This window comes from Pseudonocardia kunmingensis, from assembly GCF_006716445.1.
Taxonomy (GTDB): domain Bacteria; phylum Actinomycetota; class Actinomycetes; order Mycobacteriales; family Pseudonocardiaceae; genus Pseudonocardia; species Pseudonocardia kunmingensis.
On the sequence record NZ_VFPA01000001.1, the window covers coordinates 2,370,761 to 2,383,938 of the forward strand.

General features: G+C 72.5%; 14 protein-coding genes. 8 read left to right on the forward strand and 6 right to left on the reverse strand.

Annotated elements, in window-relative coordinates; translation table 11 throughout:
• The first annotated feature begins 45 nt into the window (after positions 1-45).
• From FB558_RS11365 to FB558_RS11385, 5 genes are read left to right on the forward strand one after another with little or no spacing between them, the layout of a single operon-like run.
• Entirely contained in the window at positions 46-279 is a 234-nt protein-coding gene (locus tag FB558_RS11365; protein ID WP_211366292.1) for a hypothetical protein, read from the forward strand.
• Positions 280-285: 6 nt separating this feature from the next.
• Positions 286-2,022, forward strand: a complete 1,737-nt coding sequence (frdA, locus tag FB558_RS11370) for a fumarate reductase (quinol) flavoprotein subunit (RefSeq protein ID WP_142051470.1) — start codon at positions 286-288, stop codon at positions 2,020-2,022.
• A 5-nt stretch (positions 2,023-2,027) separates the two neighbouring features.
• A complete protein-coding gene (sdhB, locus tag FB558_RS11375) occupies positions 2,028-2,759 on the forward strand; it encodes a succinate dehydrogenase iron-sulfur subunit (protein ID WP_142051474.1) in 732 nt (243 codons plus the stop codon).
• A complete protein-coding gene (locus FB558_RS11380; RefSeq protein ID WP_211366295.1) occupies positions 2,744-3,145 on the forward strand; it encodes a succinate dehydrogenase/fumarate reductase transmembrane subunit in 402 nt (133 codons plus the stop codon). Before sdhB ends, FB558_RS11380 begins: the two co-directional genes overlap by 16 nt.
• On the forward strand, positions 3,145-3,498 hold the full coding sequence (locus FB558_RS11385; RefSeq protein ID WP_142051477.1) for a succinate dehydrogenase/fumarate reductase transmembrane subunit: 354 nt from the start codon (positions 3,145-3,147) through the stop codon (positions 3,496-3,498). Before FB558_RS11380 ends, FB558_RS11385 begins: the two co-directional genes overlap by 1 nt.
• Positions 3,499-3,649: 151 nt before the next feature.
• Here FB558_RS11385 and FB558_RS11390 read toward each other — a convergent pair whose 3' ends face one another.
• Together FB558_RS11390 and htpX are read right to left on the reverse strand one after the other, a co-directional pair.
• Complete coding sequence (locus tag FB558_RS11390; protein WP_142051480.1) at positions 3,650-4,495, reverse strand: helix-turn-helix domain-containing protein; 846 nt, start codon at positions 4,493-4,495, stop codon at positions 3,650-3,652.
• Positions 4,496-4,524: 29 nt separating this feature from the next.
• On the reverse strand, positions 4,525-5,388 hold the full coding sequence (htpX, locus tag FB558_RS11395) for a zinc metalloprotease HtpX (RefSeq protein WP_142051483.1): 864 nt from the start codon (positions 5,386-5,388) through the stop codon (positions 4,525-4,527).
• A 118-nt stretch (positions 5,389-5,506) separates the two neighbouring features.
• Between htpX and FB558_RS11400 the strand changes: the two genes are divergently transcribed.
• The 3 genes from FB558_RS11400 (at position 5,507) to FB558_RS11410 (ending at position 9,372) form a co-directional block, all read left to right on the forward strand.
• A complete protein-coding gene (locus FB558_RS11400; RefSeq protein WP_142051486.1) occupies positions 5,507-6,262 on the forward strand; it encodes an enoyl-CoA hydratase in 756 nt (251 codons plus the stop codon).
• 129 nt (positions 6,263-6,391) lie between these two features.
• Positions 6,392-8,302: a 2-oxoacid:acceptor oxidoreductase subunit alpha gene (locus FB558_RS11405; protein ID WP_142051489.1), complete on the forward strand. Its 1,911-nt coding sequence runs from the start codon at positions 6,392-6,394 to the stop codon at positions 8,300-8,302.
• Complete coding sequence (locus FB558_RS11410) at positions 8,299-9,372, forward strand: 2-oxoacid:ferredoxin oxidoreductase subunit beta (protein WP_142051492.1); 1,074 nt, start codon at positions 8,299-8,301, stop codon at positions 9,370-9,372. The genes FB558_RS11405 and FB558_RS11410 overlap by 4 nt, the downstream gene beginning before the upstream one ends.
• A gap of 168 nt (positions 9,373-9,540) precedes the next feature.
• Here FB558_RS11410 and FB558_RS11415 read toward each other — a convergent pair whose 3' ends face one another.
• The 4 genes from FB558_RS11415 to nuoN form a co-directional block, all read right to left on the reverse strand.
• A complete protein-coding gene (locus FB558_RS11415) occupies positions 9,541-9,924 on the reverse strand; it encodes a hypothetical protein (RefSeq protein WP_142051495.1) in 384 nt (127 codons plus the stop codon).
• Between the two features lie 10 nt (positions 9,925-9,934).
• Positions 9,935-10,498, reverse strand: coding sequence for an OmpA family protein (locus FB558_RS11420; protein ID WP_142051498.1), 564 nt, complete (start codon positions 10,496-10,498; stop codon positions 9,935-9,937).
• 79 nt (positions 10,499-10,577) lie between these two features.
• Positions 10,578-11,579 carry a polyprenyl synthetase family protein gene (locus tag FB558_RS11425; protein ID WP_142051500.1) on the reverse strand — a complete coding sequence of 334 codons (1,002 nt, stop codon included), beginning with the start codon at positions 11,577-11,579 and terminating at the stop codon, positions 10,578-10,580.
• A 22-nt stretch (positions 11,580-11,601) separates the two neighbouring features.
• Positions 11,602-13,170 carry an NADH-quinone oxidoreductase subunit NuoN gene (gene nuoN, locus FB558_RS11430; protein ID WP_425468020.1) on the reverse strand — a complete coding sequence of 523 codons (1,569 nt, stop codon included), beginning with the start codon at positions 13,168-13,170 and terminating at the stop codon, positions 11,602-11,604.
• Positions 13,171-13,178 lie beyond the last annotated feature (8 nt).

Sequence of the window (13,178 nt, forward strand, 5' to 3'; positions counted from 1 at the left end):
CATGAACGTGACGTCGGTCACATGACCGACGCGCGGAGGTGGGTCATGATCGGCACGAGGACCCCGTTCACCAGCGAACGCGCGCCGTGCGGGAAGCGGGTGAGCGGCGCGCGCTACTTCGAGGACGACGGCTCCGGCATCCGGTGCGACGACGTGTCGTACGCGTGCGGCTGCCGCTCGATCTCGCACCAGTTCCACGACGGCAGCTGTCGCACCCGGGTGACCCGGCACGACGGCCGAGTGCTGCTGAATGAGCTGTCCGCCGAGCACGCCGAGTAGCGCGGGATGTCGGACCACGACGTGGTGGTGGTGGGAGGCGGTGCCGCGGGGCTGCGCGCTGCCCTCGCGATCGTGCAGGCGCAGCCGCAGCTCTCGGTGGCGGTCGTGTCGAAGGTGTACCCGATGCGCAGCCACACGGTCTCTGCGGAGGGCGGGGCCGCCGCCGCGATCGCCGGCGACGACAGCCTGGACGAGCATGCATACGACACCGTCTCGGGCAGCGACTGGCTGTGCGACCAGGACGCGGTCGAGGCGTTCGTCGAAGAGGCGCCGCGCGAGCTGCTGCAGCTGGAGCACTGGGGCTGCCCGTGGAGCCGCCAGCCCGACGGCGAGGTCGCGGTGCGGGCGTTCGGCGGCATGAAGAAGATGCGCACCTGGTTCGCCGCCGACAAGACCGGTTTCCACCTGCTTCACACGCTGTTCCAGACGTCGCTGCGGTACCCGCAGATCGTCCGCTACGACGAATGGTTCGCCACCACGCTGCTGCGCGACGAGAACCGGGTGCGCGGCGTCGTCGGGATCGAGCTGGCGACCGGGCGGATCGAGGCCGTCACCGGGCGGGCCGTCGTCCTGTGCACGGGCGGGTGCGGGCGGGTCTTCCCGTTCACGACCAACGGCAACATCAAGACCGGGGACGGGATGGCGCTCGCCTACCGGGCCGGCGCCCCGCTCAAGGACATGGAGTTCGTCCAGTACCACCCGACGGGCCTGCCCTTCACCGGGATCCTGATCACGGAGGCGGCACGGGCCGAGGGTGGCTGGCTGCTCAACAAGGACGGCTACCGCTACCTGCAGGACTACGACCTCGGCACACCGTCGCCGGAGCCCGTGCTGCGCAGCATGGAGCTCGGCCCGCGCGACCGGCTCTCCCAGGCCTTCGTGCACGAGCAGGAGAAGGGCAACACGGTCGACACGCCCTACGGCCCGGTCGTCTACCTCGACCTGCGCCACCTCGGGGAGAAGGTGATCGACGCCAAGCTTCCGTTCGTGCGCGAGCTGTGCCGGGCCTACGAGCGCATCGACCCGGTGCACGAGCTGGTCCCGGTGCGGCCGGTGCAGCACTACATGATGGGCGGCGTCCACACCGACATCGACGGTGCCACCGGGCTCGCCGGCCTGTACGCCGCGGGCGAGGTCGCCTGCGTGAGCATCAACGGAGCCAACCGGCTCGGCTCGAACTCGCTGCCCGAGTGCCTGGTGTTCGGCCGCAGGGCCGGGATCGCGGCCGCTGAGTACGCCGTTGCGCACAAGGGCGCGGCCCCCGTCGTCGAGGCTCAGGTCGCCGACGAGCGGCGGCGCCTGGAGCACGACCTGCTCGCGCGCCGCAACGGGCGGGAGCGGATCGCCGACGTGCGCACGGACATGCAGCACACGATGGAGGGCAGCGTCGGCATCTTCCGCGACACCGAGTCGCTCGTGGAGGGCACCGAGAAGCTGCAGGAGCTGCGGGAGCGGTTCGACAAGGCGACCCTCGAGGACACCAGCCGCACGTTCAACACCGAGCTGGTCGCGGCCCTCGAGCTCGGGTTCATGCTCGACGTGGCCGAGACGATGGTGGCCAGCGCACTGCGCCGCGAGGAGTCGCGCGGCGCCCACCAGCGCACCGACTTCCCCCGCCGCGACGACACGCGCTTCCTCGCGCACTCGCTCGTCAGTCGTGTCCCGAGCGGAGCGCCCCAGGTCGAGTACCTGCCGGTGACGATCACCCGCTGGCCCCCGGGCGAGCGGGTCTACGGGAGGTGAGCACCGTGCCCGACACGATCACGCTGCAGGTGACCCGCTACCGGCCGGAGTCCGAGAGCGTGCCGACCCTGCAGGAGTACGCGGTGCCCATGCGCGAGGACTGGGCCGTCCTCGACGGGCTGAACTACGTCAAGGACCACCTGGACGGGACGTTGTCGTTCCGCTGGTCGTGCCGGATGGGGATCTGCGGCAGCTGCGGGATGACCGTCAACGGCGACCCGGCGCTGACCTGCGGCACGTTCCTCACCGACTACGCGCCGGGGCCCGTCCGCGTGGAGCCGTTGGCGAACTTCCCGGTGATCCGCGACCTCGTCGTGGGGATCGACGACTTCCTGCACAAGCTGCCCGAGGTCAAGCCCTGGCTGGTGCGCGAGGACGCCGCGACGATCGACGACGTCGAGTTCCTGCAGACGCCCGGCCAGCTCGACGCGTACAAGCAGTACAGCATGTGCATCAACTGCATGCTCTGCTACGCCGCGTGCCCGGTGTACGGGATCGAACCGGACTTCCTCGGCCCGGCCGCGATCGCGCTCGCCCAGCGCTACAACCTCGACTCCCGGGACGAGGGCGCCCACCAGCGGCTGGACGTGCTCGCCACGGACATGGGCGTGTGGGCGTGCACCTACGTCGGGGAGTGCACCCGGGCGTGCCCGAAGGGCGTGGACCCGGCGGGGGCCATCCAGCGCTACAAGCTCACCGCCGCCGCCCGGACCCTGCTGCCGTGGGGGAAGCGATGACCGCGCAGTACCGGCAACCGGTCCCGCTGCTCTGGTGGGTGCGCCGCCGCTCGTACCTGCTGTTCGTGCTGCGGGAGCTGTCGAGCGTCGCCGTCGCGTGGTTCGTGGTGCACTTCCTGCTCCTGGTCGCCGCCGTCCACCGCGGTACCGCGGCCTACGAGACGTTCCTCGGCTGGGGCGCGAGCCCGGGGATCCTCGCGGTCAACCTCGTCGCGCTGGCGTTCGTCCTGCTGCACGCCGTGACGTGGTTCAACCTGGCGCCGAAGGCGCTCGTAGTGCGCATGCAGGGGCATCAGGTGCCGCCGCGGATGGTCGCCGCGGGGCACTTCGGCGCGTGGTTCGTGGCGTCCGCGGTCGTGGCGTGGATGCTGGTGGTGGTGCTGTGATGACGAGGCCGTCGAGGGCCGAGGCCGCGGCGTGGCTGCTGTTCAGCGCGGGCGGGATGGTCTCCGCGCTGCTCGTCCCGGTGCTGCTGCTGCTCTTCGGCGTGCTCTTCCCGCTGGGTGTGCTGGCCCCACCTGCGCACGCCGAGTTCGCGGCGCTGCTGCGCCACCCGCTCGTCCAGATCGTGCTCCTCGGACTGTGCGTGCTCGCGCTGCTGCACTGGGCCCACCGGTTCCGCTACACGCTCTTCGACGGGCTGCAGCTCAGCCGGCTGCGGGCCCCGATCACCGCGTTGTGCTACGTCGGAGTGATCGCCGGCTCGGTGTGGGCCGGGTACGTGCTGTTCGGCCGGTGACACGGGCGGGCGGTGCTCCGAATCGAGCGTGGTCCACGTCCGACGGCTGGTGCGACCCGCTGCCGGACGGGCGCGCCGGGCCTGCGATCTCTCCCCGCGCGGTGCCCGTGATCGTCCCCGGCAGGCTGATCGGTGCTCGCCACGGCCCCGCTCAGGCGCTGACCGGCGCCTCCATCCGCCGGCAGGCCTGGGCGTAGGCACCGGGTGTCATGCCGATGGCGGCGGTGAAGTCGCGGATGAAGTGGCTCTGGTCGAAGTAGCCCAGCTCGGCCGCCACCTCCGCCCACGGCCGGTGCCGCTCGCGGGCGAGCACCGCGGCGGCCTCGTGCAGCCGGTAGCGGCGCAGCACCCACTTCGGGCTGACGCCGACGTAGCGCTGGAACAGCCGCTGCAGTGTGCGCGGGTTGATGTCGAACATCCCGGTGACGTCCTCGACCCGCGCGATCGTGCGGTCGTGCAGCAGCGCGGCGACGATCCGCTGGACGAGCGCCACCTGCGGGTCCGGCTCCGGCCACCGCTCGCGCAGGAACGCCTCGACGAGCGCGACGCGCCGGTCGAGGCCGGTGGCCGCCGTCATCCGCTCGGCGAGCACCGTGGCGGCCGGGCCCCACAGCTGCTCGGCGGGCAGCACGGCGTCGGTGATGTCGGACAGCGGCCCGCCCAGGAACGGCAGGAACCCACCGGGCCGGAACTTGATCCCGAACACCCCGCCCGCGCCCCGGTAGGCGTAGGTGAACCGGTCGCTGCCGACGCCGGAGACGGTGAGCCGGCCGCGGTCGAGCACGACGTTGACGCAGGGGTGCGGCAGCAGCGTGATCGAGGCCTCGCGCCCGGGCGGCAGCTCCCACGAGACGACCCAGTAGCGCTCCACGAGCTCGGCGAGCCCGGCGGCGGGCGGGTACCGGTCGAGCGTGAAGCTGTGGGCCCCGGACCGGGACTCCGTGCGCACGCCCAGCACGCCGTACTCGCTGGTGGTGGCGACATCCGGATCCGGCACCCGCCCAGGATGCCCGCGAGGTCCGACACTCACGACCGGTGCAGGTGCATCTCCTCCAGGCGCCGGATGCGCTCGCCCAGCGGCGGGTGGGTGGAGAAGAGGCGGCTCAGGTGCTCGCCGGTGCGGAACGGGTTGGCGATCATCAGGTGCGACTGCGACACGAGCTGCGGGTCGGGTGGCAGCGGCGCCAGCTGCGTGCCGCGTTCGAGCTTGCGCAGCGCCGAGGCGAGCGCGAGCGGGTCACCGGTGAGCGCGGCGCCGCTCGCGTCGGCCTGGAACTCCCGCGACCGGCTCACCGACATCTGGACGACGCCGGCCGCGACCGGCCCGAGCAGCGCGATCAGCAGCATCGCGATCGGGTTGGGCCGCTCCTCGTCGCCGCCGCCGAACAGGCCGGCGAACATCGCGATGTTGGCCAGGAAGCTCACCATCGACGCGAGCGCACCGGCGACGGACGAGATGAGGATGTCCCGGTTGTAGACGTGGGACAGCTCGTGGCCCAGCACCGCGCGCAGCTCCCGCTCGTCGAGCATCTGCAGGAGGCCGGTGGTGGCGCAGACGGCCGCGTGGCGCGGGCTGCGGCCGGTGGCGAACGCGTTGGGCGCCGCGGTGGGGCTGACGTAGAGCCGCGGCATGGGTTGGCGCGCCGCTCGGGACAGCTCCCGCACGATGCGGTACATCACGGGGTGCTCGGGCTCGGTGATCGGGCGGGCGTGCATGGCGCGCAGCGCCAGCTTGTCGGAGTTGAAGTACGCGTAGCCGTTGACGCCCAGCGCCACCAGCAGGGCGATCACCAGACCGCCACGACCGAACATCGAGCCGACGAGCAGCACGAGAGCGCTCAGACCACCCAGCAGCAGCGCCGTCTTGAGCCCGTTCATCGACTTGTGCACGTCGGGTCCTTCCTCCCCCGTGTGCTTCAACGAGCAACCACTCGGTCGTGTTCCGGGTGGGGGCGACGTGAGCGACACCTCGCCGCGGAACAGCGCGGTCCGAGGCAGGATGCGGGCCATGGCCACCGACGTCCGCACCGAGATCACCGACCGCGTCGCCGTCCTCACCGTCTCCAACCCGGAGCGGCGCAACGCGATGAACATCGAACTGTCCGCGAAGCTGGTCGACGCCCTGCGCGCCGCCACGGCCGACGACGGCGTGGGCGCGATCGTCATCACCGGCGAGGACCCCGCCTTCTGCGCGGGCGGCGACCTCTCCGAGCTCGCCACGGCCGACCCCGACACGCTGCGCACCGTCTACAGCGGCTTCCTCGCCGTCGCCGACTGCCCGCTGCCCACGATCGCGGCCGTCAACGGCGCCGCCGTCGGCGCCGGGCTGAACCTCGCGCTCGCCTGCGACCTGCGGCTCGCGGGGCCCCGCGCGCGGTTCGACGCCCGCTTCCTCCCGCTCGGCCTGCACCCCGGTGGCGGCTACACGTGGATGGCGCACCGGGTGCTGGGCGCGCAGGGCGCTGCCGCGCTCACGCTGTTCGGCGAGGTCGTGGACGCCGCCGAGGCCGAGCGGATCGGGCTGGTGCACCGCGTGGCCGAGGACGTGGTGGCCGCCGCCGTCGAGCTCGCCGCCCGGGCCGCGGCCGCGGCGCGCGACCTCGTGCGCACCACGAAGGCGACGCTGCGGCTGACCGCGGGGATGACGAGCCAGGCCGAGGCGGTGGAGGTGGAGGTGCGCGCCCAGGCCGAGTCGGTGCGCTCGCCCGAGTTCGCCGAGCGCCTCGCCGAACTCCAGGCGAGGATCAGCAAGTCCGGCCGTTGACGGCGGGTTGCGCACAGCCGAACGACGCGGTGTGACGTGGACCGGGGTAGAACGACACTCGAGCGCAACGAGAGCTAACCTCGATGGGAGATCCGTGGCACGCCCCGTCGACCCGAGGACCGACCTCGAATGACTTCTGACACCGCCGTCGACCAGGTTCCCGCACCGTCCGACGGCGGACGCGAGGTGCAGCAGCGCGACCGCGTCGTCATCCGGTTCGCCGGCGACTCCGGCGACGGCATGCAGCTCACCGGCGACCGCTTCACCTCCGAGACCGCGGCGTTCGGAAACGACCTCTCGACGCTGCCGAACTTCCCCGCCGAGATCCGGGCACCCGCGGGCACCCTGCCCGGGGTGTCGTCGTTCCAGCTGCACTTCGCGAACTACGACATCCTCACCCCGGGCGACCGCCCCGACGTGCTCGTGGCGATGAACCCGGCCGCGCTCAAGGCCAACATCGGTGACCTGCCTGCGGGCGGGATCCTCATCGTCAACACCGACGAGTTCAGCAAGCGCAACCTCACGAAGGTCGGCTACGAGGCCAACCCGCTCGAGGACGGCTCGCTGGAGCAGTACTCGGTGTTCCCGGTCGCGATGGCCACGCTCACCCGCGGGGCGCTGGAGGAGACCGGGCTGTCGAAGAAGGACGCGGAGCGGGCGAAGAACATGTTCGCCCTCGGCCTGCTGTCCTGGATGTACCACCGGCCGCACGAGGGCACCGAGCGGTTCCTGCGCGAGAAGTTCGCCCGGCGCCCCGACCTGGCCGAGGCCAACATCCTGGCCTTCAAGGCCGGTCACGCCTACGGGGAGACCACCGAGGCCTTCGCCGTCACCTACGAGGTGGCGCCCGCGAAGCTGGACGTCGGGACCTACCGCCAGATCACCGGCAACACCGCGCTCGCCTACGGGATCGTCACGGCCGGGCAGGTCACGGGCCTGCCGGTGTTCCTCGGCTCGTACCCGATCACGCCGGCGTCGGACATCCTGCACGAGCTGTCCAAGCACAAGTCCTTCGGCGTCACCACGTTCCAGGCCGAGGACGAGATCGCGGGCGTCGGCGCGGCGCTGGGCGCGGCGTTCGGCGGTGCGCTGGGCGTCACCACGACGTCGGGGCCGGGCATCTCGCTGAAGTCGGAGACGATCGGCCTCGCGGTGGCCCTCGAACTGCCGCTGCTGGTCGTCGACGTGCAGCGCGGCGGGCCCTCCACCGGGCTGCCCACCAAGACCGAGCAGGCCGACCTGCTGCAGGCCATGTTCGGCCGCAACGGCGAGGCGCCGCTGCCGCTGATCGCGCCGCGCTCGCCCGGCGACTGCTTCCAGGCCGCCCTGGAGGCCGTGCAGATGGCGGTCACCTACCGCACGCCGGTGATCCTGCTGTCCGACGGCTCGCTGGCCAACGGGTCGGAGCCGTGGAAGGTGCCCGACGCCTCCACGCTGCCCACGGTCGACCCGGGCTTCGCCACCGAGCCCAACGCACCCGACGGGTCCGGCGAGTTCTGGCCGTACCTGCGCGACGACGACACGCTCGCCCGCCCGTGGGCCGTGCCCGGCACCGCAGGGCTCGAGCACCGCATCGGCGGCCTGGAGAAGGCCGACGGCCGCGGCGCCATCTCCTACGACCCGGACAACCACGACCGCATGGTCCGGCTGCGCGCCGCCAAGATCGACGGCATCCCGGTGCCGGACCTCGAGGTCGACGACCCCGACGGCCCCGACAACCCGGCCGAGCTGCTCGTACTGGGCTGGGGCTCGACGTACGGCCCGATCGGCGCGGGTGCCCGCCGCGTCCGCGCGTTGGGCCACAAGGTGGCCCAAGCGCACCTGCGGCACCTCAACCCGCTGCCCGCCAACCTCGGCGACGTGCTCGCCCGCTACCGCACCGTGCTGGTGCCCGAGATGAACCTCGGGCAGCTGTCGCTGCTGCTGCGGGCCCGCTACCTCGTCGACGTCAAGAGCTACACCAAGGTCTCCGGCCTGCCGTTCAAGGCCGAAGAGCTGCAGGACCTGTTCCTGGACTACCTCAACGGGGTGCGAGCATGACCGCGATCGACCTCGGGCTGCCCCAGCTGGGCGGCCTCGACGGGGTTCCGACCACCGACGAGAAGCAGACCGCCAAGGACTTCACCTCCGACCAGGAGGTGCGCTGGTGCCCCGGCTGCGGCGACTACGCCGTGCTGGCCGCCGTGCGCCAGTTCCTGCCCACCCTGGGGATCAAGCGCGAGAACACGGTGTTCGTCTCGGGCATCGGGTGCAGCTCGCGGTTCCCGTACTACCTCAACACCTACGGGATGCACTCGATCCACGGGCGCGCCCCGGCGATCGCCACCGGGCTCGCCGTCACCCGGCCCGACCTGTCGGTGTGGGTCGTCACCGGTGACGGTGACGCGCTCTCGATCGGTGGCAACCACCTGATCCACGCCCTGCGCCGCAACGTCAACCTCAAGATCCTGCTGTTCAACAACCGGATCTACGGGCTGACGAAGGGCCAGTACTCGCCCACCAGCGAGGAGGGCAAGGTCACCAAGTCCACGCCGATGGGCTCGATCGACCACCCGTTCAACCCGATCTCGCTGGCGCTGGGGGCCGAGGCCTCGTTCATCGGCCGCGCGCTCGACTCCGACCGCAAGGGCCTCACCGCGGTGCTCGGCGCGGCCGCCGCCCACCGCGGCAGCGCGCTGGTCGAGATCTTCCAGGACTGCCCGATCTTCAACGACGGCAGCTTCGACGTGCTGCGCAAGGGCGAGGACGCCGCCGAGCGTGTGATCCCGGTGCGCCACGGCGAGCCGATCCGCTTCGGCCCGGAGGCCGAGGACGGGCTGGGCAGCTACGCCGTCGTGCGCGAGGGCTTCGGGCTGGCCGTGGCGAAGGTCGACGAGGTGGACCTCGACCAGGTGGTGGTGCACGACGCCACCGACCTGAACCTGTCCTTCGCCCTGTCCCGGCTCTCGGACCAGGACCTCAACCACACGGTCACCGGCATCTTCCGCAACACCGACCGCGTCACCTACGACGACGCGGCACGCGCGCAGGTCGCCGAGGCCACCGCGACGGGCACCGCCGACCTGCAGGCGATGCTCAACGGCCGCGACACCTGGACGATCGCCGGCTGACCCCCGCTGGCTGCGAGCGAGCTGCACCGCCCACTGGAGGTCGGTGACGACGCACTCGCGGTCGGCCGGTGATCGTTGCACCACTTCGCACACCGGGTGGCCACTTCGCGCAAGGCGGGCCTTGTGCGAAGTGGATGCTGGGTGCGCGAAGTGCCTCCGGATCAGCGCTCAGCGGGGGGTGTCGGGGGGTGGGGCGTCGGCCGGGCCGGCCTGCCTCGGGATCTCGGGCGCTCGCGGCGGGTCGCCGATGCCCCAGCGGTCCAGGGCGCCCGCCGCGGCCGAGCCCGCGTGCCGGCGCCGGACGTCGTCGCGGTGGGTGTCCAGGTTCGCGAGGGCCGGTTCCCCGGCGGATCGCGGCGCGGGCGCAGGCGGCACGGGCGGAGGAGGTGCCGGCTGCTCGGGCGCCGGGTCCGGCGCCCACGGCGCCATCGGCGTCACCGGCGGGGGTGGTGTCGGCGGTGGACGGCGCGGCGGCCGGGCGAACAGGAGCCACGTCACGACCGACCCGGCGACGAAGGAGAGCGCACACAGGACCCAGACCTGCCCGAACATCCCGAACCCCCTACCGGACGCTGATCTCGACGCGACGGCTCCGTTCCACGGTGGTCAGCGGCGCCTCCGCGCCGCGGCCCCGGGTCGCGACCCGTTCCGCGGACACACCCGCGGCCACCAGGGCGTCCGCGACGACGTCCGCTCGTCGTTCGGAGAGCAGGCGTGCGGCCTCCAGCCCTCCCGGGGTGTCCGCCGCGTGGCCCTCGACCAGCACCGCCGCGCCGGGGACAGCGGCGAGGAGCCGCGCCACCTCCCGGACGGTCTCGGCCGCGGGGGCGGTGAGGTCCGCGGAGTCAGCGGTGAAGACGATCGGCCGGTCGGCGAGCAGGACGGTGACCCGCTCCCGCTCGGCCGCAGCCGGGTCACGGTCGGCCGGGGTGGGCCGGGCGGCGGTCGGGGCCGCGACGATGCTCAGGTCCGCGACGGCGTCGTTCCCCGGCACGCTCCGACCGGGCGCGGGGGATTCGCCGACCGGTGCCAGGACCGCGACCGCCGCCAACGCCGTGGGGACGGTGAGCAGGGCGAGCGCCCACCACACCCAGCGCCTGGGCGCTCGTGCATCCCGCACCGCCACGGCGCCCCCAGTGTGCTCTCCCGGACGCGACTACGGTGCCACGGGCGCGGGCGCCTCACCAGTCGAACCCCGCCGCCGTCTAGCCGGTGCGGTCCACCACGTACGTCGTGAGCGACGCCAGTGCGTCGGTGGCCGCGCAGGCCGGGAGCTTGCCCAGCTCCGCCCGCGCGTCGGTGGCCTGCCCGGCGAGGACGTCGCGCGCCCGCGCGAGACCGTCGCCGCTGCGCAGGAGCTCCAGTGCCTCGTCGACCTCGGCGTCGTCGCTGATGGGCCGCGCGAGCAGGACGCGCAGGCGGTCGGCGGCCGCGCCGCTGTCCTGCAGCGCGTAGAGCATCGGGAGCGTGAGCACGCCCTCGCGGAGGTCGGTGCCGGGTGTCTTGCCGGAGCTGTCCGACGGCGACGCGATGTCGATGACGTCGTCGGAGATCTGGAACGCCGTGCCGATCGTCGCGCCGAAGCGGCGCAGCGCCTCCACGTGCTCGGGCGGGCAGCCGGAGAACATCCCGCCGTAGCGGCCGGACGTGGCGATCAGCGACCCCGTCTTCTCGGCGATGACGGCGAGGTAGTGCTGCACCGGGTCCTCGTCGGCGCGGGCGCCGCGGGTCTCGCGCATCTGCCCGGTGACGAGCTCGGCGAACGTCTCGGCGATGATCCGCACGGCGTCCGGGCCGAGGTCGGCCACGAGGCGGGAGGCGTGGGCGAACAGGAAGTCACCGGTGAGGATGGCGACCGTGTTGTCCCAGCGGGAGTTGGCGCTCTCCGCGCCCCGGCGCATCGTGGCCGAGTCCATGACGTCGTCGTGGTACAGCGTGGCCAGGTGGATCATCTCGACGACGGCCGCGGCGGTGTACACCGCGTCGTCCTCGGGCCGCGGCCCGATCTGGGCCGCGAGCAGCGTGAACAGCGGCCGGAACCGCTTGCCACCGGCATCGATCAGGTGCAGCGACGTCTCCGTGACGAACTGGTAGTCGCTGTACACCTCCCGGTGCAGGAGGTCCTCCACGCGGGAGAGCCCCGCCTCCGTGGCGGCGGCGAGGCCCGGGTCCCCGAGCTCGACGCCCGCAATCGCGTTCGCGTTCACGTCCCCCAGCTTTTCACGGTCGTCAGCCGAGGAACCCGCCGCCACCGGCCCAGTTCAGGGCCAGCGTCGGCACGATCCCGAGCAGCAGGGTGACGATGACGCCGAGCGTGATCGCCGCGGTGGTGAACGCGCCGGGCACCGAGACGGTGGGACCGTCGGCCGCCGGCTCGCTGAAGTACATCAGCACGATCACCCGGACGTAGAAGAACGCCGCGATGGCGCTGGCCACCAGCGCGATCACGACCAGCGGTGCCATGCCGTCGTCCAGCGCCGCGGAGAACACGGCGAACTTGGCGGTGAACCCGCTGGTGAGCGGGATGCCGGCGAGGGCGAGCAGCAGGAACGTCATCACACCCGCCACCACCGGTGACCGCTTGGCGAGCCCCGCCCACTGCGAGAGGTGCGTGGCCTCGCCGTCCGCGTCGCGGACGAGGCTGATCACGCCGAACACGGCGACCGTCGTGAAGCCGTAGGCCAGCAGGTAGAACAGCGTGCTCGACACGCCCTGCTCGGTGACGGCGATCGCGCCGAGCAGGAGGAAGCCGGCGTGCGCCACCGAGGAGTAGGCGATCATCCGCTTGATGTCGGTCTGGGTGAGACCGATGACGGCGCCGATCGCCATCGAGGCGATCGCGATGGCCCACAGGACACCGCGCCACTCCCAGCGCAGGTCGCCGAACGCGACGTGCAGCACGCGCAGGATCGCGCCGAACGCCGCGACCTTCGTGCAGGCCGCCATGAACGCGGTGACCGGCGTGGGCGCGCCCTGGTAGACGTCCGGCGTCCAGGTGTGGAACGGCCCGACCGAGCCCTTGAACATCAGGCCCACCACGAGCAGCGCGAGGCCGCCCAGCAGCAGGGCGTCGGAGCGCACGGAGCCCACCGCGGCCTCGGCGATCTCCGGGAACCGCACCGAACCGGCGTAGCCGTAGATCAGCGCGAGCCCGTAGAGGAAGAACGCCGACGCGAACGCGCCGAGCAGGAAGTACTTGACCGCCGCCTCCTGCGAGAGCAGCCTGCGCCGGCGCGCGAGCCCGCACATCAGGTACAGCGGCAGCGACAGCACCTCGAGCGCGATGAACATCGTGAGCAGGTCGTTCGCCGCGACGAAGGTCATCATCCCGCCGAGCGCGAACAGCGTGAACGGGAAGACCTCGGTCTGCATGGTCGGCGCGAGGCCGGGCGTGCCGTAGGAGCGGTCCTCCGGCGGCTCGGTGAGGTCGCTGGTGCCACCGCCGACGGCGGCGCGCGACGCGGCGGAGGCGAGGATCGCGCCGCCCGGCTCGACGGAGCGGTCGGCGATCAGCAGCAGGCCGGCCAGCCCGAGGGCGAGCAGCGTGCCCCACAGGAACAGCGTCGGGCGGTCGATCGCCAGCGACTCGGTCAGCGTGGTGACCGCGTCCGGCCCGCTGCCCGCGTACAGGCCGAGGGCGAGACCGGCGCCGCCGAGCGCGACGATCGACAGCGCCACCTGCGCGGGCCACCGCTGGTGCCGGGGCAGGAACGCCTCGACGAGCACGGCGACGCAGGCCGCGCCGAGCACGATGAGCAGCGGAGCGATCGCCGCGTAGTCGATCGGGGGCACCGTGATCGTGCCCT